General features: G+C 60.6%; 20 protein-coding genes. 12 read left to right on the plus strand and 8 right to left on the minus strand.

Annotated features, from left to right (window positions below; all coding sequences use genetic code 11):
- Positions 1-41: 41 nt before the first annotated feature.
- A complete protein-coding gene (locus AC4PS6_RS16240) occupies positions 42-1583 on the minus strand; it encodes a phosphoenolpyruvate carboxykinase (protein ID WP_005783824.1) in 1542 nt (513 codons plus the stop codon).
- 179 nt (positions 1584-1762) lie between these two features.
- Positions 1763-2665: an Hsp33 family molecular chaperone HslO gene (gene hslO / locus AC4PS6_RS16245; RefSeq protein WP_020302421.1), complete on the minus strand. Its 903-nt coding sequence runs from the start codon at positions 2663-2665 to the stop codon at positions 1763-1765.
- A 124-nt stretch (positions 2666-2789) separates the two neighbouring features.
- On the opposite strand from hslO, the gene AC4PS6_RS16250 reads away from it, so the two are divergent.
- Complete coding sequence (locus AC4PS6_RS16250) at positions 2790-3593, plus strand: phosphatase PAP2 family protein (protein WP_020302422.1); 804 nt, start codon at positions 2790-2792, stop codon at positions 3591-3593.
- A 135-nt stretch (positions 3594-3728) separates the two neighbouring features.
- Here the strand turns inward: AC4PS6_RS16250 and AC4PS6_RS16255 are convergent, their stop codons facing one another.
- Positions 3729-4136, minus strand: a complete 408-nt coding sequence (locus AC4PS6_RS16255) for an RNA-binding S4 domain-containing protein (RefSeq protein ID WP_003236026.1) — start codon at positions 4134-4136, stop codon at positions 3729-3731.
- A gap of 117 nt (positions 4137-4253) precedes the next feature.
- Between AC4PS6_RS16255 and rimA the strand changes: the two genes are divergently transcribed.
- The 3 genes from rimA to rimK are packed head-to-tail and all read left to right on the plus strand — an operon-like array spanning position 4254 to position 6431.
- Positions 4254-5033: a S6 modification regulatory phosphodiesterase RimA gene (gene rimA / locus AC4PS6_RS16260; protein WP_060767908.1), complete on the plus strand. Its 780-nt coding sequence runs from the start codon at positions 4254-4256 to the stop codon at positions 5031-5033.
- A gap of 13 nt (positions 5034-5046) precedes the next feature.
- Positions 5047-5529 carry a retropepsin-like aspartic endopeptidase RimB gene (gene rimB / locus AC4PS6_RS16265; RefSeq protein WP_473828754.1) on the plus strand — a complete coding sequence of 161 codons (483 nt, stop codon included), beginning with the start codon at positions 5047-5049 and terminating at the stop codon, positions 5527-5529.
- Entirely contained in the window at positions 5526-6431 is a 906-nt protein-coding gene (gene rimK, locus AC4PS6_RS16270; protein WP_003187674.1) for a 30S ribosomal protein S6--L-glutamate ligase, read from the plus strand. The genes rimB and rimK overlap by 4 nt, the downstream gene beginning before the upstream one ends.
- 140 nt (positions 6432-6571) lie before the next feature.
- On the opposite strand, the gene AC4PS6_RS16275 is transcribed toward rimK, so the two are convergent.
- Positions 6572-7885 (minus strand): ATP-binding protein, encoded by a 1314-nt coding sequence (locus AC4PS6_RS16275; protein ID WP_014716473.1) that lies wholly within the window; start codon positions 7883-7885, stop codon positions 6572-6574.
- A 117-nt stretch (positions 7886-8002) separates the two neighbouring features.
- Positions 8003-8743 (minus strand): osmolarity response regulator transcription factor OmpR, encoded by a 741-nt coding sequence (ompR, locus tag AC4PS6_RS16280; RefSeq protein WP_003187669.1) that lies wholly within the window; start codon positions 8741-8743, stop codon positions 8003-8005.
- A 357-nt stretch (positions 8744-9100) separates the two neighbouring features.
- Between ompR and AC4PS6_RS16285 the strand changes: the two genes are divergently transcribed.
- From AC4PS6_RS16285 to tauD, 7 genes are all read left to right on the plus strand, one after another.
- On the plus strand, positions 9101-11425 hold the full coding sequence (locus AC4PS6_RS16285) for a Tex family protein (protein WP_014716472.1): 2325 nt from the start codon (positions 9101-9103) through the stop codon (positions 11423-11425).
- A complete protein-coding gene (locus AC4PS6_RS16290; protein ID WP_014716471.1) occupies positions 11425-11808 on the plus strand; it encodes a PaaI family thioesterase in 384 nt (127 codons plus the stop codon). Before AC4PS6_RS16285 ends, AC4PS6_RS16290 begins: the two co-directional genes overlap by 1 nt.
- A 214-nt stretch (positions 11809-12022) precedes the next feature.
- Complete coding sequence (gene gshA / locus AC4PS6_RS16295; protein WP_201491903.1) at positions 12023-13606, plus strand: glutamate--cysteine ligase; 1584 nt, start codon at positions 12023-12025, stop codon at positions 13604-13606.
- 260 nt (positions 13607-13866) lie between these two features.
- On the plus strand, positions 13867-14844 hold the full coding sequence (tauA, locus tag AC4PS6_RS16300; protein WP_020302425.1) for a taurine ABC transporter substrate-binding protein: 978 nt from the start codon (positions 13867-13869) through the stop codon (positions 14842-14844).
- 17 nt (positions 14845-14861) lie between these two features.
- Entirely contained in the window at positions 14862-15641 is a 780-nt protein-coding gene (tauB, locus tag AC4PS6_RS16305; RefSeq protein ID WP_014716468.1) for a taurine ABC transporter ATP-binding subunit, read from the plus strand.
- Complete coding sequence (gene tauC, locus AC4PS6_RS16310; RefSeq protein WP_336826700.1) at positions 15638-16474, plus strand: taurine ABC transporter permease TauC; 837 nt, start codon at positions 15638-15640, stop codon at positions 16472-16474. The genes tauB and tauC overlap by 4 nt, the downstream gene beginning before the upstream one ends.
- Positions 16475-16488: 14 nt before the next feature.
- Positions 16489-17325: a taurine dioxygenase gene (tauD, locus tag AC4PS6_RS16315; protein ID WP_122365664.1), complete on the plus strand. Its 837-nt coding sequence runs from the start codon at positions 16489-16491 to the stop codon at positions 17323-17325.
- Positions 17326-17465: 140 nt separating this feature from the next.
- On the opposite strand, the gene mgrA is transcribed toward tauD, so the two are convergent.
- The 3 genes from mgrA to epsC all read right to left on the minus strand — a co-directional run bounded on the left by mgrA (position 17466) and on the right by epsC (position 21918).
- A complete protein-coding gene (mgrA, locus tag AC4PS6_RS16320; RefSeq protein WP_014716465.1) occupies positions 17466-18503 on the minus strand; it encodes an L-glyceraldehyde 3-phosphate reductase in 1038 nt (345 codons plus the stop codon).
- A gap of 127 nt (positions 18504-18630) precedes the next feature.
- Complete coding sequence (gene betT / locus AC4PS6_RS16325) at positions 18631-20592, minus strand: choline transporter BetT (protein ID WP_336826801.1); 1962 nt, start codon at positions 20590-20592, stop codon at positions 18631-18633.
- Between the two features lie 399 nt (positions 20593-20991).
- A complete protein-coding gene (epsC, locus tag AC4PS6_RS16330; protein WP_492180879.1) occupies positions 20992-21918 on the minus strand; it encodes a serine O-acetyltransferase EpsC in 927 nt (308 codons plus the stop codon).
- Positions 21919-22084: 166 nt separating this feature from the next.
- Here epsC and AC4PS6_RS16335 point away from each other — a divergent pair, with 166 nt between their 5' ends.
- Positions 22085-23080: a D-cysteine desulfhydrase gene (locus AC4PS6_RS16335; protein WP_014716463.1), complete on the plus strand. Its 996-nt coding sequence runs from the start codon at positions 22085-22087 to the stop codon at positions 23078-23080.
- Positions 23081-23148 lie beyond the last annotated feature (68 nt).

Raw genomic sequence — 23148 nt, forward strand, 5'->3', positions numbered from 1 at the left:
GCCGCCTACTTAAGAGGCGGCTTTTTTACAACCAGCGAATCTTACAACTTAGGACCCGCCGCCTTGATCGCATCGCTGACTTCAAACTTCTTGAAATTCTCGATGAACAGGCCCGCCAGCGCCTTCGCTGCTTCGTCGTAGGCAGCCTTGTCAGCCCAGGTGTTGCGTGGGTTCAACAGGCCGGTTTCAACGCCCGGTACGGCCAATGGCACGTCGAGGTTGATGGTGTCCAGGTGTTCGGTTTGCGCACCGATCAACGCACCGCTCTGGATCGCTGCAATCACGCCGCGAGTGGTCGGAATGTTGAAGCGTTTACCAACGCCGTAACCGCCGCCGGTCCAGCCGGTGTTGACCAGGTAGACCTTGGAGCCGAAACCACGGATACGCTTGATCAGAAGCTCTGCGTATTCGCCAGCCGGGCGTGGGAAGAACGGCGCGCCGAAGCAGGTGGAGAAGGTCGACTTGATGCCGCTGCCCGAACCCATTTCGGTCGAACCCACCAAAGCGGTGTAGCCGGACAGGAAGTGGTAGGCCGCCTGTTCTTCGCTGAGGATCGACACAGGCGGCAGTACGCCAGTCAGGTCGCAAGTCAGGAAGATCACCGCGTTTGGCTCGCCGCCCAGGTTCTTCTCGGAACGCTTGGCAACGTGCTCCAGCGGGTAGGCGGCACGGCTGTTCTGGGTCAGGCTGACATCGGCGTAGTCGGCGTGCTTGGCCTCGTCGATCACGACGTTTTCCAGCACCGCGCCGTGCTTGATGGCTTTCCAGATAACCGGCTCGTTCTTCTCGGACAGGTCGATGCACTTGGCATAGCAACCGCCTTCGATGTTGAACACCACGCCTTCGCCCCAGCCGTGCTCGTCGTCACCGATCAGGTAACGGCTTTCGTCGGCAGACAGGGTGGTCTTGCCAGTGCCGGACAGGCCGAAGAACAGGGTCACATCGCCTGCTTCGCCAATGTTGGCGGCGCAGTGCATCGGCAGCACGTCGGCAGCCGGCAGCAGGAAGTTCTGCACCGAGAACATGGCTTTTTTCATTTCACCGGCGTAACGCATGCCGGCAATCAGTACTTTTTTCTGGGCGAAGTTGAGGATCACGCAACCGTCGGAGTTAGTGCCGTCACGCTCTGGCACGCACTCGAAGTTGGCCACGTTGAGCACTTGCCACTCTTCACGACCGGCCGGGTTGTACTGGGCCGGGTTGATGAACAGGCAACGACCGAACAGGTTCTGCCAGGCAGTCTGGGTGGTCATTTTCACGGCCAGGTAGTGGTCTTCTGCAGCCCCTACGTGAACATGGGAAACGAAATGCTCTTGCGCGTTATTGAACGCCTCGACGCGAGCCCACAGGGCATCGAACTTGTCGGCCGGGAACTTGCGGTTGATCGGGCCCCAGGCGATGGCGTCCTGGGTGGAAGGCTCTTCAACGATGAAACGGTCAACCGGCGAACGACCGGTGCGGTGACCGGTTTCTACGACCAGCGCGCCAGTATCGGCAAGCACGCCTTCACCGCGCTGCAGGGCTTCTTTGACCAGATCGTCAACACTCAGATCGGTGTATACGGCGTTATTGGCTTGCGTCATGAGGTTCCCCGTCGGCCTATGGCCGAGTGCTCCAAACGTTTTGTAGTAGAAAGTTGCGCACTACTACCGCGAAAAAAGTGGGCCGGATTATGCCAGAAAAGCCCAAAAAGAGTAGGGCCCTCCCGTCAGAACACCTCTAATCCGGCGTTTGTCAGGTGATTTACCTGTGCTTAAACGTTTTAGTGGCGGGTGTCGGAAGGGGTGTCGATGCCTGCTCCAGCGAACAATTGCGCTACATCAGCCGCATCGAACAGGTAGCGCTGGTTGCAGAACTGGCAGTCGATCTCGATATGGCCGCCATGTTCCACCACCAGGTTTTGCGCATCTTCCAGGCCCAGGCTGACCAGCGCGTTACCGGAACGCTCGCGCGAGCAACTGCAGCGAAAATGCAGGCCCTGTGCGTCGAACAGGCGCACGGCCTCTTCGTGGTAGAGGCGGTGCAGGATGGTTTCGTTGTCCAGGCCCAGCAGTTCTTCGGCCTTCAAGGTGTCGGCCAAGGCGATGATATGCCGCCAGCTTTCGGCACGATCATCCTCATCCTTGATGCGATCGGCCGGCAGTTGTTGCACCAGCAAACCACGGGCGCGCTTGCCGTCGGCGTTAAGCCAGAACTTGGTGCCCACTTGCTGGGACATAACGAAGTAGTTGGTGAAGCATTCCGACAGGGTCTGACCGTCGAGGTCGACAATACCCTGGTACCGCTGGCCCTCGGTCGGGTCGACAGTCAGTGCCAGGACGCCATTGGGCATCAGGTCGGCCAAGGTGGCATCTGCGGCAATCTGGTCAGGCTCGTAACGGGCCAGACCACGGATCTCGCGCTCGCTCGAGCACTCGATCATCAACATGGGCACTGGCCCTTCGGAACGAGCCTGCAAGATCAGCAAACCGTCGAACTTCATGGTGCCCACCAGCAGCGCCGCGGCGGCCATCAACTCGCCGAGCAATTGCGCGACCGGCTCCGGATAGGCGTGTTTGGCAAGGACTTCGGCATAGCTGAGCTCCAACGAAACCATCTCGCCGCGGGCATCGCTCTCATCGAAGATGAAGCGTTGGGTGAAGTCGGTATCCGGTAGATCAGTCATAGGTCTGGGTATCTGAAGTGATGACAAAATGATTACAAGGTTTATAAAATTAAACGCTTTAGCACCATCTTGGTGCGACTTCTCCTGAATTCAAGGAGCTGAATAGAGCGATGAGGAACAGTTTATGAACAATCCGGGTTTGTTCCAAGCCAACTGGAACCTCCGGCGATGGGCTCTTTGCAATCTACTCGCTATCGGGCTGCTGTGTTTTTGGCTGTGGCCCACGGGCCAGATGCTCTGTGTGATTTTCGACGAGTGGCTGTTTCATCTGCTCAATGGCCCATTGGCCACGAACTCGACCTGGTTGCATATATGGGCCGTGGCCAGCCTGCGGCCGTTTGATGCAGTGGTCGGCGTGATTTTGCTGGCACTGCTGATTCGCGGCGACTGGGTGTTCAAGGCCGTGCAGGTGCGCCAGGCGTTTTTTGGCTTCCTCGGCATTCTGCTGCTGTTGCTGTTTGTCCGCATGCTGTTCTCCAAACTCGCGGCGCACATGGGCTGGCAGCACAGTAGCCCGTCGATGGTCATCAGCGGCGCGATTCAAATGAGCGACTTTTTCCCAGGGCTGGAGAAAACCTGGGAATTGAAGGACCGCTCGAGCCAGAGCTTCCCCGGCGACCATGCTTCGGTGCTATTGATCTGGGCGATGTTCATGAGCGTGTTCGCCCGGCGCATCGGCCAGGTGCTGGTGATCTGGGGCCTGGCGCTGCTGTTCATGATGCCGCGGCTGGTCGCGGGCGCGCACTGGGGACAGGACGACTACATCGGTGGCGTACTGCTGGCGCTGTTGGCGTTGGGCTGGGGGTATTACACGCCGTTCGCGGCGAAGGTGTCGGGCGCTTTGTTGCGGATGACGGCGCCGCTTTTCGGGCTACTGAGCAAGTTGCCCGTTATTGGGCGGTTGAGTGTCATGCGCACAACTCCGTAACCCCCAGGGCTAAAAGTGGGAGCGGGCTTGCTCGCGAATACGGGGTGTCAATCAATGCATCTGTGCCTGACCCACCGTATTCGCGGGCAAGCCCGCTCCCACATTTGATCGAGTGTGCATGGGCGACTCGTGCAATCAATCGTCATTGCCGCTGCCGCGAAATTTGAATAGATCGCGGCGCTGCTTCTTGCTCGGCTTGCCGTCAGTGGTCAGGCCTGAAGCACCTGCTTTGCGCATGGCTGCAGCGTTTTCGCGCTTGGCGATGCTGGCTTCGGTCTCGGCATACAGTGCCTGCGCTTCAGGCGCGCCGCGGCGTACGATGGAAAGTGCCTGCACCACGATGGTTTTTTCATCAAACCCTGTACGAATCTGAAACTCGTCGCCGACGCGCGGCTCCTTGCCCGGTTTGCAGCGCTCGCCGCGATGATGCACCTTGCCGCTCTCGATAGCGGCCTTGGCCAGAGCGCGGGTCTTATAGAACCGCGCTGCCCACAACCACTTGTCCAGCCGGACCTTCTCTTCCTCTTCCTGCTTTTGAGCCACTTGAATTCCTCGCTCTGAAAAATGTCGCAACTTTACCGTTGAAACCCTTCGACGCATAAACCCCAAGGCTCACCTAAGATACGCCAGGTAGCACCCCTGTTTTCGCGAGGATACGCCGTGACCGACTTTCCCCTTTCCCTCACCTCGCCCAACCAGGGGTGCGTGGGTTGCCAGCAAAGCGAGCCTCTGGGGTTCGATTTTGCGTTCGCCTACCAGCCTATCGTAGACCTGCGTGACCATTCGATCTTCGCCAACGAAGCCTTGGTGCGCGGTCCCCTGGGAGAAGGCGCGCTGTCGGTGCTGGCTCAGGTCAACGAAACCAATCGCTACCGCTTCGACCAGCGTTGCCGGACCAAGGCCATCGCCGGTGCCGCGGCCCTGGGCATGCAGACTCACCTTTCCATCAACTTCATGCCCAATGCGGTATATCGCCCGGAACTGTGTATCCGCAGCACTCTGGAGGCCGCCCGAGCGCACAATTTCCCGCTGGACCGGCTGATTTTCGAGACTCTGGAAAGCGAGCACGTAGATAACTATCGCCATTTGACGAATATTCTGCGTGAATACCGCGAATTCGGCTTCAAGACCGCCATCGACGATTTCGGCGCGGGCTACTCGGGGCTGAACCTGCTGGCCGATTTCCAACCTGACTTGATCAAGCTCGACATGGCGCTGATTCGCGATGTCGACCAGGATCGTGTCCGCCAGGTCATCGTCCGAGGGATTGTCACAATCTGTGAGCAGTTGGGGGTTACTGTCATCGCCGAAGGCATCGAAAGTGCCGGCGAGCGCGACTTCCTGTCCGACTGCGGAATATTTCTGATGCAGGGCTTCTGGTTCGCCAAGCCTGCATTCAAAGCGTTGGCTGAGGTATCTCCTCAAGCCTGGGCGAATTGACCGGTTAACCATATTGAAGACATTTGACCATTTGACCGTTGTGGGTCTGCGTGAGTGGGTGGCACTTCCCGACTTGGGAGTCGCAGGCCTGCGCGCGAAGATCGACACCGGTGCCAGTACCTCAAGCCTGCACGCCACCGATATCGAGCCCTTTGAGCGCGACGGTGAAAAGTGGGTGCGTTTTACCGCGCACCTGGGCAGCGTGGTGCAACTGCGTCACCGGCGCTGTGAAGCGCCCCTGGTGACGATGAAAACCATCAAGAGCTCCAACGGCCATGCGCAGGTGCGCTACGTGATCAGCACCACCCTGGCCCTGGGTGATCGGGTATGGCGGGTGGAGTTCACCCTCGCCTGTCGCAAAGCCATGCGTTACCGCCTGCTGCTGGGCTCCAAGGCGCTGATTGACGGCCAGCTGGTGGTCAATCCGGGCCTCAAGTACATTCAAGACAAGCCGGTGTTCCCGGTCTCCACTATTTCTGCCCCAGGTGCTGCATGAAGATTGCTGTGCTGTCGCGAAACCCGCGTCTGTATTCTACCCGCCGCCTGGTCGAGGCCGGCACTGAACGTGGCCATGAAATGGTGGTGATCGACACGTTGCGTGCCTACATGAACATTGCCAGCCACAAGCCGCAGATCCACTACCGGGGCAAGCCCCTGGAAGGCTTTGATGCGGTGATCCCGCGTATCGGCGCTTCTGTGACGTTCTATGGCTGCGCGGTATTGCGCCAGTTTGAAATGATGGGGGTGTTTCCGCTGAATGAATCCGTGGCCATTGCACGCTCGCGGGACAAGCTGCGCTCCCTGCAACTGCTGTCGCGCCGGGGCATCGGCCTGCCGGTCACCGGTTTTGCCCACTCCCCGGATGACATTCCCGACCTGATCGAGATGGTCAATGGCGCACCGCTGGTGATCAAGGTGCTGGAAGGCACCCAGGGCATCGGCGTGGTGCTGTGTGAAACAGCAACGGCAGCGGAGTCGGTGATTGAGGCGTTCATGGGCCTCAAGCAGAACATCATGGTGCAGGAATACATCAAGGAAGCTGGCGGCGCGGACATTCGCTGCTTCGTGGTAGGCGACAAGGTGATTGCGGCGATGAAGCGCCAGGCGAAGCCCGGTGAGTTCCGCTCCAACCTTCACCGTGGTGGCAGCGCCAGCCTGATCAAGATCACCCCGGAAGAACGCATGACCGCGCTACGGGCAGCCAAGGTGATGGGGCTGAGCGTGGCGGGTGTGGACATCCTGCGCTCCAACCATGGCCCCTTGGTGATGGAAGTAAACTCATCGCCGGGCCTGGAAGGAATCGAGACCACCACCGGTAAGGATGTGGCAGGGATCATCATTCAGCATCTGGAAAAGAATGGCGGGCCGAATATGACTCGGACCAAGGGAAAGGGCTGAATACCCACATCTGCCACACGCCGCAAACCACTGTGGGAGCTGGCTTGCCTGCGATGACGCCGGTACATTCAACATCGTCGTTGAATGAACTACCGCTATCGCAGGCAAGCCAGCTCCCACATTTGCATTCATATTGCTTGTTAGACGGCGTCTCTAGGCAGCATCAACCCCAACGGCAGCCGCACCCGCGCCTCCAACCCGCCGCCTTCCCGGTTGCGCAACTCAACATTGCCGCCATGCATCGACGCAATCCGCCGCACAATCGCCAACCCCAACCCGGTGCCCTTGCCTCCTCGGGCTCGGTCGCCACGGGTGAAGGGGTTGAAGATACCTTCCAGTTCCGCCGGGTCGATTCCTGTGCCACGGTCCATCACGCTCAGCACCACGTAAGGTGCGGCACTGTCGCCAGAAACGTACGCCGCCACTTCCACATCGGAACCAGCATGGTGCAAGGCGTTGCCAATCAAGTTGTTCAGCAGGCGCTTCATCGACACCCGGCGTAATGCGAACGGCTGGATCGGCTCCAGGCGCGTGCGCACCTGCTCACCGTTCTGGTTATAGGGCGCAACCACCTCACGCACGAGCTCCGTGAGGTCGACCTCCTCGACCACCTCATCCCGCCCGTCGCGGATGAACGCCAGGAACTGGTCCAGGATGGCGTCCATGTCTTCGATGTCGCGCACCATGTCATCGGTGAGGTCGGTATGGTCACCCATCAATTCCAGGGACAAACGCAATCGCGTCAGCGGCGTGCGCAAGTCATGGGACACCCCCGCCAGCATCAACTCGCGTTCGCGCCCGGCCTGTTCGACATCTTCTGCCATCTGGTTGAAGGCGCCGTACACCTCGGTCATCTCACTGGGCGTGTCGCTGACCGGCAAGCGCACACTACGCCCCTGGCCCAGTTGGCGAGCGGCAAACACCAGGCGCTTGAGGGGTTGGTTGAGCTGGCGGACGAAGATCCACGCCGACGCCGTTGAGAGCAAGCCAATGGCCAGGAACCAACCCAACACGTTCCAGATTTTTTGCCCACGCAGCGGGTGCGGATAAAGCGGAACCTTGATCCACGCATCCCCCAGGCTTGGCGCTCGCACCCACAACGCAGGCGAAACATGCATACGAAGCCGCACCTCGGTATCGGCGCCCAATTCGGCCTGCATCTGGCGCTGGTAAATCTCGCTGTAGGGCCAATGTTGCTCGCCTTCAGGCACACCGGCGCCGTCAACTCGAGTGAGGGTCGATGCCTTGGCTACCTTTTCGCGGTTCTCAGGGTCTACCGCCCAATAACCACGCAATGTCAGGGCGACGCCATGGCTGTACTGCCGATCCACCAGCACGTCTTCGTTCATCAGCAGATAAACCAACGTGAGTGCCTTGGAAAACAGAACGACAATAAGCACCAGCCAGAGGGTGCGGGAGAAGAAACTTTGCGGGAACCACAGCGGGGTTTTCATAGATGAAAGCTGCACACCTTGCAGGAACGAGCGGTGCTCGCAGAATTGCAGACGCCGGGCATCCCGTCGACCCTCATGGGGTCAAACGCCAGGATACCCGCCCCTGCAAATCATCGGTCACTTGGTTGCGGTGCCATCCGGCACAAACACATAACCCACACCCCACACCGTCTGGATATACCGCGGCTTGGACGGGTCTGGCTCGATCATCCGACGCAGTCGGGAAATCTGCACGTCGATGGAGCGCTCCAGTGCGTCCCATTCCCGGCCACGGGCCAGGTTCATCAGTTTGTCACGGGTCAGCGGCTGGCGAGCGTTCATGACCAAGGCCTTGAGCACTGCGAATTCACCCGTGGTGAGCATGTGCACTTCTTCACCGCGCTTGAGCTCACGGGTGGCCAGCGACAGTTCGTAGTCGCCAAAGGTGACGCTTTCGTCTTCGCTGCCCGGTGCGCCCGGTACCGCCGGTGCCTGGCGACGCAATACGGCCTTGACCCGCGCCATCAGCTCATCGGGGTTGAAAGGCTTGGCCAGGTAGTCATCAGCCCCCAGTTCCAGGCCCTTGATACGGCTCAGTTCATCGCCCTTGGCGGTGAGCATGATGATCGGGATCTGGTTGTTAGCACCGCGCAGGCGTTTACAGGCAGTAAGGCCGTCTTCGCCGGGCAGCATCAGGTCGAGGACGACCAGGTTGAAGACTTCACGCCCTAACAGACGATCCATCTGCTCGGTGTTCGGCACCGCCCGGGCACGATAGCCCTTGGAGTTGAAAAAACGCTCCAGCAGGCTGCTCAGCCCCGGATCGTCATCAACGATGAGAATTTTTTCGCCTTCAGCAGTTTGTGCGGTGCTGCTCATTGGATGCTCCTCTTATCTCGGCGCGCATTATGGCGTAGCTGCCGTTATACGCACCGTGTGCATTGTTAGCAGATTTTTCATCTACTGCCAGCGAACCCGCGCCCTACAAGCTGCGGCGCAGTAGCCCCCAAGGGCGGAACGCTGGTTATAATGCGGCGCCTCCGTGCAGGGCAACGTCAGATCGTTACCGTTTGCTGCCGGGCTTTTTTTACCCGCTTGTCGTGACTTTTTCGATTTCGAGGGTCAATAGCCAGCCTCTTGACCCAGGCAGCGGCGCCAGTCGGGCCGCTCAACCAGCCTCGCCGAGCCTTGTTTTTACGGGCCGGCGCGCTGATTTTAAGAATTTCAGGTGGTTTTATGGACAGCATCAACAGCCGCATCGCCGAGGAACTCGGTGTACGCCCACAACAGGTCGAAGCGGCCGTCGCTCTACTGGATGAAGGCTCCACCGTGCCCTTCATCGCCCGTTACCGAAAAGAAGTAACCGGCAGCCTCGACGACACCCAACTGCGTCACCTGGAAGAGCGCCTGCGCTACCTGCGAGAACTCGACGAACGGCGTATCAGCATCCTCGCCAGCATCGAGGAACAGGGCAAGTTGACTCCTCAACTGGAACGCGACATCAAACTCGCGGATACCAAGACCCGCCTCGAAGACCTTTACCTGCCATACAAACAGAAACGTCGTACAAAGGGCCAGATCGCCCTGGAAGCCGGCCTGGGTGATTTGGCCGACGGCCTGTTCAACGACCCATCGCTGACCCCGGAAACCGAAGCCGCGCGCTTCATCGACGCGGAAAAAGGCGTCGCCGACGTCAAGGCCGCCCTCGAGGGCGCCAAGTACATCCTGATGGAGCGCTTTGCCGAAAACGCCAGCCTCCTGGAAAAACTGCGTACCTACCTCAAGCAAGAAGCCATCCTCAGCGCCCGCGTTATCGCCGGCAAAGAGGAAGAAGGCGCCAAGTTCCGCGACTATTTCGAACACGACGAGCCGCTCAAAAGCATGCCGTCCCACCGCGCCCTGGCGATTTTCCGCGGCCGCAACGAAGGCATTCTCAGCTCCGCGTTGAAAGTCGGTGACGAGTTGCCGGGCACCATGCACCCGTGCGAAGGCATGATTGGTCAACAATTCGGCATCCAGAACCAGAACCGCCCGGCGGACAAGTGGCTCGGCGAAGTGGTGCGCTGGACCTGGAAGGTCAAGCTTTACACCCATCTGGAAACCGACCTGCTGGGCGAGCTGCGCGACGGCGCCGAAACCGAGGCGATCAACGTGTTCGCCCACAACCTGCACGATCTGCTGTTGGCCGCACCGGCCGGCCCGCGTGCCACCCTGGGCCTCGACCCGGGCCTGCGCACTGGTTGCAAGGTCGCGGTGGTCGACGCCACCGGCAAGCTGCTGGACCACGCCACCGTGTACCCACACGTACCGCACAACAAGTGGGACCAGACCCTCGCGATCCTGGCCGCACTGTGCGCCAAGCATGCGGTGGACCTGATCGCCATCGGCAACGGCACCGCCAGCCGCGAAACCGACAAGCTGGCCGCCGAGCTGATCAAAAAATACCCAGCCATGAAGATGACCAAGGTCATGGTCTCCGAAGCAGGCGCTTCGGTGTACTCGGCGTCGGAGCTGGCCTCCAAGGAATTCCCGGACCTCGATGTGTCGATCCGTGGCGCGGTGTCCATCGCCCGTCGCCTGCAAGACCCGCTGGCCGAACTGGTGAAGATCGACCCTAAATCCATCGGCGTCGGCCAGTACCAGCACGACGTGTCGCAGCTGAAACTGGCACGCGGCCTGGATGCGGTGGTGGAAGACTGCGTAAACGCCGTGGGCGTGGATGTGAACACCGCGTCCGTGGCCCTGCTGGCGCGAATCTCCGGCCTCAACGCCACCCTGGCGCAGAACATCGTCAGCCATCGCGACGAAAATGGCGCGTTCAAAACCCGTGCTGCACTGAAAAAAGTCGCACGCTTGGGTGAAAAAACTTTTGAACAGGCTGCTGGTTTCTTACGCGTAATGAACGGTGACAACCCGCTGGACGCCTCTGCGGTTCACCCGGAAGCTTACCCATTGGTGCAACGCATTGCCGCCGAGACCGACCGCGATATCCGTTCGTTGATCGGTGATGCCGCGTTCCTCAAGCGCCTGGACCCCAAGAAGTACACCGACGAGACCTTCGGTGTGCCGACTATCACCGATATCCTGCAAGAACTGGAGAAACCGGGTCGCGACCCGCGCCCGGAGTTCAAGACCGCCGAGTTCCAGGACGGCGTCGAAGACCTCAAGGACCTGCAACCGGGCATGATCCTCGAAGGCGTGGTGACTAACGTGACCAACTTCGGCGCATTCGTGGACATCGGCGTGCATCAGGACGGCTTGGTGCACATCTCCGCGCTTTCGGAGAAGTTCATCAAGGACCCACGTGAGGCAGTCAAAGCTGGTGACGTGGTCAAGGTCAAGGTCATGGAAGTCGACATCCCGCGCAAACGCGTCGGCCTGTCGATGCGCATGAGCGACACCCCCGGGGAGAAAATCGACGGCGCACGTGGTGCTCGCCCCGGTTCGGCGCCGCGCCAGTCGCAGAACAACGCGCCGCGCAAGGAAACCGCGACTGCCGCGCCAAGCAACAACGCCATGGCGTCGCTGTTTGCCAACGCTAAACAGCTGAAGAAGCGTTGATGGAGATTCCGGCCGGTTTGACCCAGAGCGCATTCAGCGAACTGATCGGCTGCCGCCTGCAACGCCTGGAAGAGGGCGTTGCCGAGGTGGCCCTGACCCTGGAGCCGCACCTGCGCAACCGCGCGGGCAAGCTCCATGGCGGGGCGATTTTCAGCCTGGTGGATATAACCATGGGCCTGGCGTGTTCCAGCGCCCACGGTTTCGACCAGCAGAGCGCCACCATCGAATGCAAGATCAACTATATTCGCGCCGTGGAAGACGGTGATGTGCTGTGCACCAGCCGGGTGATCCACACCGGTCGCCGCACCCTGGTGGTCGAGGCCGACGTGTACCAAGGCGAAAGACTTGTCGCAAAAGCACAGGGCACGTTCGCTGTCCTATAGCTCCCCACCCCCGATTTGAGTTAATTTCGGCGCTGCGATAACAGCGTCGGAATTTTCTCGCTGCGCTGTAGCCCAATTCATGGAGTGAAGTCGGCAAATTCAGAGCGGGTCAAATCGACTCAAAACCAGGCGATCACGCCAGTTTCCACTTCACCCTTGTAGACCGTCCTGCCCACCCCCATATTGGGGCGACTGACGCGTGAAGGAATCCAACTTGAGCGAACTTCTCAACCGCCGCCTGGCCCTGCTCGGCAAGCGCGAACACCTCTCCCTGCTAGAGCAATGCTTGCACGGCATCGAGCGCGAATGCCTGCGCGTCACCAGTGAGGGTCGCCTGGCGCAAACGCCACACCCCGAAGCCCTGGGCGCCGCGTTGACCAACGAACAGATCACCACCGACTACTCGGAATCGCTGCTGGAGTTCATCACCCCAGCCCTGCCGAACCCGGCCGATACCCTGAGCAGCCTGGACAAGATCCATCGCTTTGCCTACACCAAGCTGGGCAGCGAATACCTGTGGAGCCCCTCGATGCCGTGCCCGTTGCCGGCCGAGGAAGATATTCCGATTGCCTACTACGGCACCTCCAATATCGGCCAGCTCAAGTATGTGTACCGCAAGGGCCTGGCCCTGCGTTACGGCAAGACCATGCAGTGCATCGCGGGCATCCACTACAACTTTTCCCTGCCGGAACAGTTGTGGCCATTGCTCAAGGAAACAGAAGGATTTGTCGGCACCGACCGTGACTATCAGTCCACGGCCTACATCGCGCTGATCCGTAATTTCCGTCGCTACAGCTGGCTGTTGATGTACCTGTTCGGCGCCTCGCCAGCCTTGGACGCCGGCTTCCTGCGGGGGCGCTCGCATCAGCTTGAAGTCCTGGATGCCGACACCCTGTACCTGCCCTACGCCACCAGCCTGCGCATGAGCGACCTGGGTTACCAGAGCAACGCCCAGGCCGGTCTGACGCCGTGCTACAACGACTTGGCCAGCTACACCGACAGCCTGCGCGAAGCGGTGGCAACACCCTACGCGCCGTACGTTGAAGTCGGCACGCACAAGGATGGCGAGTGGGTGCAGCTCAATACCAACATCCTGCAGATCGAAAACGAGTACTACTCCAACATCCGTCCCAAGCGCGTGACCTACACCGGCGAGCGGCCGATCCAGGCGTTGATGGCCCGCGGCATCCAGTACATCGAAGTACGCTGCCTGGACATCAACCCGTTCTTGCCGATGGGTATCGATCTGCCGGAATCACGGTTCCTCGACGCATTCCTGCTGTACTGCGCACTGAACGACAGCCCACTGTTCGCCAACAACGAGTGCGGCAACGCCACCTCCAACTTCCTCAGCGTGGTCAAGGAAGGTCGCCGTCCTGGCCTGCAATTGCAGCGTGACGGCCAGCCGGTGGACATGAAGGAGTGGGCGGCCGAGTTGCTGGAGAAGATTAGCCCGCTGGCCGCCCTGCTCGATCAGAGCCACGGCATCACCGAACACAGCGAGGCACTGGACGCCCAGTTGGCCAAGGTCAAGGACCCGTCCCTGACACCGTCGGCTCAGGTGTTGGCAGCCATGGCTGAGCGCAAGGAAAGCTTTGCGCAGTTCTCTCTGCATCAAAGCGAAGTGCATGCCGAGTACTTCCGCAAGGAGCCTTTGGCGCCTGAGGAACAAGCGCACTTTGAAGAACTGGCCCGTGCCTCGCTGGCGCAGCAGGCGGAGCTGGAACAGAACGAAGTGGGCGATTTCGATGTGTTTGTCGGCTCGTACCAGGCAAGCATCCTGGCCATCAGCAACTAACCTCAGGCTCGCTCCCCTGTGGGAGCTGGCTTGTGTGGGAGCTGGCTTGCCTGGGATATCGGTGGGTCAGCAACCCACCTGTTGACAGATACACCGCTATCGCAGGCAAGCCAGCGCCCACATTATTTTTGCCAGCCTGAAAACAGGCTTCGCCATTTCCCCTCATAAGCTAATTCGAAAAAGTTATTTATTTTCGAATTCTTAGATCATTTAGTCTCCTCTCACGCCGACCCTCGGCCGCCTGATTGAGGAGCTTCCCCTTGAAACTGTTGACCCCTCTGCGCCTGTTGGCCGCATTGTCCCTGGCCGGTGCCAGCCTGTTTGCCCAGGCGGCGGATGTGACCATTGCGTACCAGACCACCGTGGACCCGGCCAAAGTCGCCCAAGCCGACGGCGCCTATGAAAAAGCCACCAACGCCAAGATCGACTGGCGCAAATTCGACAATGGCGCCGACATCATCGCCGCCATCGCTTCGGGCGACGTGCAAATCGGCTACCTCGGTTCCAGCCCGCTGACCGCCGCAATAACCCGCAAAGTCCCGGTGCAAACCTTCCTCGTCGCCACCCAGATCGGCGGCGCCGAAGCCTTGGTGGCGCGTAACGGCTCGGGGATCAACAGCCCGCAGGACCTGGTCGGCAAAAAAATCGCTGTGCCCTTCGTTTCCACCGGCCACTACAGCCTGCTCGCTGCCCTGAAGCACTGGAACATCGACCCGGCCAAAGTCACCATCCTCAACCTGGCCCCGCCCGCCATCATCGCCGCCTGGAAGCGCGGTGATATCGACGCCACCTACGTGTGGGACCCGGCCCTGGGCGTGGCCAAAGAAACCGGCAAGGTGCTGATCACCTCCGGTGAACTGGCCAAGTTCGGCGCGCCGACGTTCGATGCCTGGATCGTGCGCAAGGATTTTGCCGAGAAGCACCCAGAGATCGTCACCGCCTTTGCCAAGGTCACTCTGGATGCCTACGCCGCCTACCGCAAAGACCCACAAGCCTGGCTTGCCGATACCGGCAACGTCGACAAACTGGTGAAACTCTCCGGCGCCAAGGCCAGCGACATCCCGTTGCTGCTGCAAGGCAACGTCTACCCGTTGGCCGCCGACCAGGTAAACCTGTTGGGAGCGCCAACCACCAAGGCCGTCACCGACACCGCTGCGTTCCTCAAGGAACAAGGCAAGGTCGAGGCCGTGCTGCCCGACTACGCCCCTTACGTCAGCGCCAAGTTCATTACCAACTGACCCAGGAGTTCACTGCGATGGCCTTGCTACAACTGGAGCGCATCAGCGCACAGTACCCAGGCGCCCCGGAACCGGTACTGTCCGATATTTCACTGGAGCTTGGGCCCCAGCAACTGCTGGTTGCCCTAGGCCCGTCCGGCAGTGGCAAGACGTCGTTGTTGAACCTGATTGCCGGCTTTGTCGAGCCGTCTGCCGGGCGTATCACCCTCGATGGCGTGCCGGTCAAGGGTCCCAGCGCCGAGCGCGGCGTGGTGTTCCAGGACGACGCCCTGCTGCCCTGGCAGGACGTGCTGGCCAACGTCGCCTTTGGCCTGGAACTGGCCGGCGTGCCCAAGGCGCAGCGCGAAGTGCGCGCCCGCGAAATGCTCGCGCTGGTGGACCTGGCCGGTTTCGACAGCCGGCGCATCTGGCAGCTCTCGGGCGGCCAGAAACAGCGCGTCGGCCTGGCCCGCGCCTTGGCGGCCGACCCTCGCGTATTGCTGATGGACGAACCCTTCGGCGCGCTGGATGCCTTTACCCGCGAACAAATGCAGGAGTTGCTGCTGCAAGTGTGGCGGCGCACGGCCAAGCCGGTATTCCTGATTACCCATGACATTGAAGAGGCGGTGTTTCTGGCCACGGACCTGATCCTGCTGGCGCCCAACCCCGGCCAGATCGTCGAACGCCTGCAGCTGGATTTCGGCCAACGTTACGCCGCCGGTGAATCAGCCCGCGCAATCAAGTCCGACCCGCGCTTTATCGAAACCCGTGAACATGTGCTGGGCAAAGTGTTCTCCCAACGGCAGGTGTACGCATGAGCAGCTACGAACTTCCCGCCACGGCCAGCAAGGCGGTGGCACCTGTCGTTATTCCGGTACGCCGCAGCCTGAGCACGCGCTGGATCAGCGTGCTGACCCTGGTGGCCTTGTTCGCCCTCTGGTGGGCCGTCACCGCCACCGGTTTGATCGAACCTCTGTTCCTGCCGCCACCATCGGCAGTGTTGCAAAAAGGCTGGCTGCTGGCGACCACCGGCTACATGGATTCCACCTTGTGGCAGCACCTGGGCGCGAGCTTGAGCCGCATCGGCCTGGGCCTGGGCTTTGCGGTGCTGACCGCCGTGCCGGTGGGGATTGCCATCGGAGCCAACCGCATTGCCCGAGGCGTTTTCGATCCGCTGATCGAGTTCTACCGGCCAATTCCGCCGCTGGCCTACCTGCCGCTGATCGTAATCTGGTGCGGCATTGGCGAGCTGTCCAAGGTGCTGCTGATTTACCTGGCGATTTTCGCCCCGATTGCCATCGCGACCGCAACCGGGGTGCGCACCGTCGACCCTGCCAAGCTGAGGGCCGCGCAGTCGCTGGGCGCAACCCGCGCACAACTGATTCGCCATGTGATCCTGCCCAGCGCCCTGCCCGACATCCTCACCGGTGTGCGTATCGGCCTGGGTGTGGGCTGGTCGACCCTGGTCGCCGCCGAGCTGATTGCCGCCACCAGCGGCCTGGGCTTCATGGTGCAGTCGGCGGCGCAGTTTCTGGTCACCGATGTGGTGGTGCTGGGCATCCTGGTCATCGCCCTGATCGCCTTCGCCATGGAAATGGGCCTGCGCGCCCTGCAGCGTAAATTAGTGCCCTGGCATGGCCAGGCACACTGAGTGAAGAATCCACAATGAGCAGCCTGACCATTACCCCATTAAGCACCGCCCTGGGCGCCCAGATCAGTGGCGTCGACATCACTCAGCCGCTGAACCCTGAACAGCGCGACGCCATTGAACAGGCGTTGCTCGACTATTCGGTGCTGTTCTTCCGTGACCAGCCGATCATCCCTGCGCAACAGGCACGGTTCGCGGCAAACTTTGGCGACCTGCACATCCATCCGATCTACCCCAACGTGCCGGAACAGCCCGAAGTGCTGATCCTCGACACCGCCGTCACGGATGTGCGTGATAACGCAGTGTGGCATACCGACGTGACCTTCCTGCCCACGCCGGCCCTGGGCGCTGTGCTCAGCGCCAAGCTGCTGCCAGCCTTCGGCGGCGATACCTTGTGGGCCAGTGGGATTGCGGCGTATGAGGCATTGTCCGAGCCGTTAAAGCGCATGCTCGATGGCCTCACCGCCACACACGATTTCACCAAGTCGTTCCCGCTGGAGCGCTTTGGCAACACCGCCGAAGACCTTGCGCGCTGGGAAGCAACCCGCAAGAAAAACCCGCCGCTATCGCACCCAGTCGTGCGCACGCATCCGGTGAGTGGGCGTAAATCGCTGTTCGTCAGCGACGGATTCACCACCCGAATCAATGAACTGGAACCGGCCGAAAGCGAGGCCATTCTCAAGCTGCTGTTCGCCCACGCCACCCGCCCGGAATTCACCATTCGCTGGCGCTGGCAGGAGAATGACGTGGCGTTCTGGGATAACCGCGTCACCCAGCATTACGCCGTGGATGACTACCGGCCGCAGCGGCGGGTGATGCACCGGGCGACGATTCTTGGGGATGTGCCGTTCTAACGCTTGGCGACAGATCGTTCCCACGCTCTGCGTGGGAACGCCTCCTGTGACGCTCTGCGTCACGACTTTAAAGCGGACGCCGAGCGTCCGGGGCTGCATTCCCACGCAGAGCGTGGGAACGATCAACCAGTGGTGTAAGGTTATTCAGCAGTGGACGGTTTTTCCCACAGGTTGATCCCACCTTCCTGCGCAAACCGATCAATCTCCGCCAGTTCTTGCGCACTGAAGCTCAAGTTCTTCAACGCCCCGACGTTCTCGATAATCTGTTCCGGCCGGCTTGCGCCGATCAGCGCACTGGTTACCCGTGGATCACGTAATGTCCACGCCAACGCCAACTGGGCCAGGCTCTGGCCACGGCGCTTGGCGATTTCATTCAGGCCGCGTACATGGGCGATGTTGGCTTCGGACAGGTGTTGGGCCTGCAACGAGCCACCACCCGGACGATTGACCCGCGCATCGGCTGGCACCCCGTTAAGGTATTTATCGGTCAACAAACCCTGGGCCAGCGGCGTGAAAGCGATCACCCCGGCGCCGAGTTCTTCAGTGGTCTCCAGCAGGTCTTTTTCCACCCAACGGTTGAGCAGGTTATAGGCCGGCTGGTGGATCAACAGCGGCACTTTCCACTCTTTGAGCAGCGCCGCCATTTCGCGGGTTTTTACTCCGGAGTAAGACGAGATACCGATGTACAACGCCTTGCCTTGCTGCACGGCGGTGGCAAGGGCGCTGGCGGTCTCTTCCAGAGGCGTGTCGGGGTCGAAACGGTGCGAATAGAAGATATCCACATAATCGACGCCAAGGCGTTGCAGGCTCTGGTCCAGGCTCGCCAATACGTATTTACGCGAACCGCCACCCTGGCCGTAAGGACCGGGCCACATGTCCCAACCGGCTTTGCTGGAAATGATTAATTCGTCGCGGTAGTGCTTGAAGTCTTCGCGCAGCAAACGGCCGAAGTTGATCTCGGCGCTGCCATAGGGCGGGCCGTAGTTGTTAGCCAGGTCGAAGTGGTTGATGCCCAGGTCGAACGCCGTGCGCAGCAACGCGCGCTGGGTGTCGATCGGGGTGCTGTCGCCAAAGTTGTGCCACAACCCCAGGGACAGGGCTGGTAGCACCAATCCACTGCGGCCTACGCGGCGATAGGGAATAGATTCATAGCGGTTTTCGGCAGCAATGTACGTCATCGAATCCTCTCTTGATCTAGGGCAAATAAGGCCCGGGAATAAGCATATTCCCGGGCCTTTTAAGCAGCTGAATCGCTTAAGTCTGCCTCTTCCTTTTACAGCAAAGACCTACTTGAGAGGAACGCTATCAGCGCACCATGTGCAAGAACTGCAGATGGCGCTCGTACTGGTCGAGGATGTCATTGATGATCTGCTCCTTGGTGTAGCCCACCAGGTCATAGTCCTGGCTGCCCTCACTCAAGTGCACTTCGGCCCGATAGTAGCGGCGGTTGTTGATCTCTTTCTTGCCGATGCCGCCCAAGGCGAACGACGGCGTGAAGTAGCCACGCATCTGCACCTGGTAGATGAACGGACGTTCTTCGCCATGGCCGATTTCGAGGCTGACACTGTCGTTGGACGGGTCGGGCTGGGTCACCACCGTAAGGCCCTTCTCGACAAACACGGCGGTCACTTCTTCAATCGCGGGGCGCACCGTGGTGTCGAGGAAACGGTACACCTCGTCACGCGACGGAAAATGCACGGCCTGGCTCAAGCGCTGGCGCCAGCCGCCTCGACCTTTGCGTGAAGCCGATATCGGCGCCAGGGAATGCAACTGCGCGATCTGCTTTTGCGACTCCAGGTAGAACGCCTTGTGCAGCCCCCACATCATCAGCAGCAGGATCAGCGAGAACGGCAGCGAGGTCAGTACCACCGCAGACTTGAGCGAGTCGATACTGCCAGCGAACAGCAACGCACTGGTGACCAGGGCGGTCATCGCGCCCCAGAACACACGCAGCCACTTCGGCCCGTCTTCATCCGCGTTGCCGCCTTTGGACGAGAGGGTGGAGAGCACCACAGTGCCGGAGTCAGCCGAGGTCACGAAGAATACAAAGCTGATGAACACCGTGACCGCGATCACGGTCTTGCTCCACGGGTAGGTTTCCAGCAGCAGGTAGAGGCTCATCGATGGGTCATCGATAGCCGACTGGCCCAGTGCAGCCATGCCATGGTTGAGCACCTGGTCGATGGCGCTGTTACCGAAGATCGACATCCATGCCAGGGTGAAGCCCAGCGGAATCAGCAGCACGCCAAACACGAATTCGCGGATGGTACGACCACGGGAAATGCGCGCGATAAACAGGCCCACGAACGGCGACCATGCGATCCACCAGGCCCAGTAGAACACCGTCCAGCCGCCCAGCCAGTCGCTCGGCTCGTTGTAGGCGTACACATCAAAACTCTTGGTGGGCAACGCGCCCAAATAGTCACCGATGTTCTGGATCAGGGTGTTGAGCAGGTGCTGGGTAGGCCCGGCGAACAACACGAACAGCAGCAGCGCACAGGCCAGCAGCATGTTGATGTCGGACATCACCCGCACGCCTTTGTCGACGCCGGCCACGGCCACGATGATCGCCGCGCCCATCATCAGGGTGATCAGGCCCACCTGGATCCACTGGGTATGGGCAATGCCAAACAGGTAGTCCAGGCCAGAGTTGAGGTGCAGTACGCCAAAGCCCATGTCGGCGCCCAGGCCGAACACCGTGGCAATGATGCCAAAGCCATCCACCGCATAACCGATAGGGCCATTGATGCGCTTGCCGATCAGCGGGTACAGCGCCGAGCGCAATGCCAGCGGCAGGTTATGCCGGTAGGCGAAATAGGCCAGGGCCATGCCGACAAACGCGAACACGCCCCAGCCATGCAGGCCCCAGTGCAGGAACAACACCTGCATGGCCTGGCGCGCCGCATCGGCGTTCATTGCTTCGCCCTGGGGCGGCTGCACCAGGTGCGTCAGCGGCTCCGAGACACAGAAGAAAAACAGCGTGATGCTGATCCCGGCGGCGAACAACATGCCGGCCCAGGACAGGTAACTGAATTCGGGCTCGTCGTGGTCGGCACCGAGTTTTATCTTGCCGTAGCCCGATAGCGCGGTGACCACCACGAAGACCAGATACAGGGTCATCGCCAGCATGTAGTACCAGCCGACCGTGTTGGCCGCCCAGTTTTGCGCCGCCAGCAGCCAGGCACCGGCCTGTTGCGGGATAGCGATGACCGTGATGCCAAACAGCAGGATGACGGTGGCGGCAAAACAGAAAACGGGCGCATTCATGCGCACCATGCCGCTGGAAGGGGTGGACGATGCACTCATGAACGATGCACCTCAAGGTTGCGGGATATGGCTGTAAAAAACGGACTCAGCAAAGGTAAGCCTCCTGTTGTGAGCGGGCAGCGAACCACCGGTTTAACTTGAACGAACGTTCAAGTTAAACATGAATAGGCGGTCTGGGACTAATCTCGGGGCTGAGTGGTAGGTGTTTCCTACACTAGCTCAGGGATTGGTATGACGCGTGGAGGAGACGAATCGTTCAGCAACCCGACGGTGAAATACATACGAAATGTGGGAGCTGGCTTGCCTGCGATAGCGCTGGGTCAGCCACCCATCTGTTGACTGATACACCGCTATCGCAGGCAAGCCAGCTCCCACACTGACCGGCGTTTGGCTCAGGTATTACTTCTGCGCCCCATCATCATGCTGCAAGTTCGCCTGGGTGATATTCGCCCCGGCCGGCACGCTGCGGGTCAGCCACACATTGCCGCCAATGGTCGAACCCTGGCCAATGGTGATCCGCCCCAGGATCGTCGCCCCGGCGTAAATCACCACATCATCTTCAACAATAGGGTGACGCGGGTGGCCTTTCTGCAATTGCCCATCTTCATCCGCCGGAAAGCGTTTGGCGCCCAGTGTCACGGCCTGGTAGATGCGCACGCGCTCGCCGATGATCGCCGTCTCGCCAATCACCACGCCTGTGCCGTGATCGATAAAGAAACTCGGGCCGATCTGTGCGCCGGGGTGGATATCAATGCCGGTGGCCGAGTGGGCGATTTCTGCACTGATCCGCGCCAACAGCGGCAGGCCGGCACGGTACAGGTGATGGGCCAGGCGATGGTGGATCACCGCCAGGATGCCCGGGTAGCACAACAGCACCTCATCCACACTGCGTGCGGCCGGGTCGCCGTGGTAGGCGGCCAGTACGTCGGTGTCCAGCAGGCTGCGCAAGGATGGCAAGGCCAGGGCGAAATCCTGGATCAGGTGAATGGCGTGGGCGTTGACTTCGCTGTCGTCCTCACCGCTCTGGCGCGCGGCATAGCGTAACTCCAGGCGCGCCTGGGCGAGCAAGGCGTTGAGCGCGACGTCGAGGGTGTGGCCCACGTAGAAGTCTTCGCTTTCTTCGCGCAGGTCCGCCGGGCCCAGGCGCATCGGAAACAGGGCGCCGCACAAGGCCTCAAGAATCTGTGCCACCGCCTCGCGGGACGGCAACTCGCGGCCACCATGCTCGCCACTCAAGCGCCCATTGCGCGTTCGCCACTGGTCGCGGGCGCCGCGCAGCTGGCTGACGATGGTCTGCAATTGCCAATGACTGGAACGCTCACTCACGGTATTCACTCCTGACGAAATGGCCATCACTTTACGGTATGCACCCAGGCAGCTCTTAAGAACCAATGGTGTGAGCATAAGAACCTTTCGTCATAAGCGATTGACGGTTGCCCGATGAAAAGTGCCTGCCTATAGTCCCCCCATCATTCAGCCACCGTGCGTACCCATGATCAAACAACAGCTCGACCGTTTTAACCGTCTGGAACTACTGGGCAGTGCCACGGCCCTGGAAAAACTCGAGCGGCTGTCGGCTTGGCTGGGCAGGGACATCTACGTCAAACGCGATGACACCACGCCGCTGGCCATGGGCGGCAACAAGCTGCGCAAACTCGAATACTTGGCCGCCGACGCCATCGCCCAGGGCGCCGATACCCTGGTCACCGCCGGCGCGATCCAGTCCAACCATGTTCGCCAGACCGCCGCGCTGGCTGCCAAGCTCGGCCTCGGCTGTGTTGCCCTGCTGGAGAATCCTACCGGCACCGACGACCCCAACTACCTGGGCAACGGCAATCGCCTGCTGCTGGAGTTGTTCGACGCCAAAGTGGAATTGGTGGAAAACCTCGACAACGCCGACGACCAACTCAACGCCCTCGCCGACCGCCTGCGCAGTAACGGCAAGAAGCCGTACCTGGTGCCTATAGGCGGTTCCAATGCACTCGGCGCGCTGGGCTACGTGCGCGCCGGGCTGGAGTTGGCCGCGCAGATTGAAGACAGCGGCATTGAATTTGCCGCCGTGGTGCTTGCCTCTGGCAGTGCCGGCACCCACAGCGGCCTGGCCCTGGCCTTGAGCGAAGCACTGCCGCAATTGCCGGTGATCGGCATCACGGTGTCGCGTACCGAGCAAGCGCAATTGCCCAAGGTGCAGGGCTTGGCCGAGCGCACTGCCGAGTTGCTCGGCGTGGCTATTCCGCAAGCCTTCAAGGTCACCCTGTGGGACGAGTATTTCGGGCCGCGTTATGGCGAGCCAAACGCTGGCACCCTCTCGGCGATCAAACTTTTGGCCAGCCAGGAAGGTCTGTTGCTGGACCCGGTGTATACCGGCAAGGCCATGGCCGGTTTGCTGGACGGCATCGGGCGCCAGCGCTTTGAAGAGGGGCCGATCATTTTCCTGCATACCGGTGGCGCGCCGGCATTGTTTGCTTATGACTCAGTTTTCAACTGATTGAATACGGTCGATGTGGGAGCTGGCTTGCCTGCGATTGCGGTGGGTCAGCCAGAAACTTGGCACTG

The organism is Pseudomonas sp. DW-iso17 (genome assembly GCF_058725345.1).

What these genes read in the sequence shown, in the direction of transcription:
- AC4PS6_RS16285 (WP_014716472.1), top strand. Translation starts at nt 9,101, where the DNA reads ATGGACAGCATCAACAGCCGCATCGCCGAGGAACTCGGTGTACGCCCA.
- ompR (WP_003187669.1), bottom strand. Translation starts at nt 8,743, where the DNA reads ATGAGCAGCACCGCACAAACTGCTGAAGGCGAAAAAATTCTCATCGTT.
- AC4PS6_RS16275 (WP_014716473.1), bottom strand. Translation starts at nt 7,885, where the DNA reads ATGAAAACCCCGCTGTGGTTCCCGCAAAGTTTCTTCTCCCGCACCCTC.
- mgrA (WP_014716465.1), bottom strand. Translation starts at nt 18,503, where the DNA reads ATGACGTACATTGCTGCCGAAAACCGCTATGAATCTATTCCCTATCGC.
- hslO (WP_020302421.1), bottom strand. Translation starts at nt 2,665, where the DNA reads ATGACTGATCTACCGGATACCGACTTCACCCAACGCTTCATCTTCGAT.
- tauC (WP_336826700.1), top strand. Translation starts at nt 15,638, where the DNA reads ATGAGCAGCTACGAACTTCCCGCCACGGCCAGCAAGGCGGTGGCACCT.
- AC4PS6_RS16290 (WP_014716471.1), top strand. Translation starts at nt 11,425, where the DNA reads ATGGAGATTCCGGCCGGTTTGACCCAGAGCGCATTCAGCGAACTGATC.
- AC4PS6_RS16250 (WP_020302422.1), top strand. Translation starts at nt 2,790, where the DNA reads ATGAACAATCCGGGTTTGTTCCAAGCCAACTGGAACCTCCGGCGATGG.
- AC4PS6_RS16240 (WP_005783824.1), bottom strand. Translation starts at nt 1,583, where the DNA reads ATGACGCAAGCCAATAACGCCGTATACACCGATCTGAGTGTTGACGAT.
- rimK (WP_003187674.1), top strand. Translation starts at nt 5,526, where the DNA reads ATGAAGATTGCTGTGCTGTCGCGAAACCCGCGTCTGTATTCTACCCGC.
- AC4PS6_RS16335 (WP_014716463.1), top strand. Translation starts at nt 22,085, where the DNA reads ATGATCAAACAACAGCTCGACCGTTTTAACCGTCTGGAACTACTGGGC.
- tauD (WP_122365664.1), top strand. Translation starts at nt 16,489, where the DNA reads ATGAGCAGCCTGACCATTACCCCATTAAGCACCGCCCTGGGCGCCCAG.
- tauB (WP_014716468.1), top strand. Translation starts at nt 14,862, where the DNA reads ATGGCCTTGCTACAACTGGAGCGCATCAGCGCACAGTACCCAGGCGCC.
- betT (WP_336826801.1), bottom strand. Translation starts at nt 20,592, where the DNA reads ATGAATGCGCCCGTTTTCTGTTTTGCCGCCACCGTCATCCTGCTGTTT.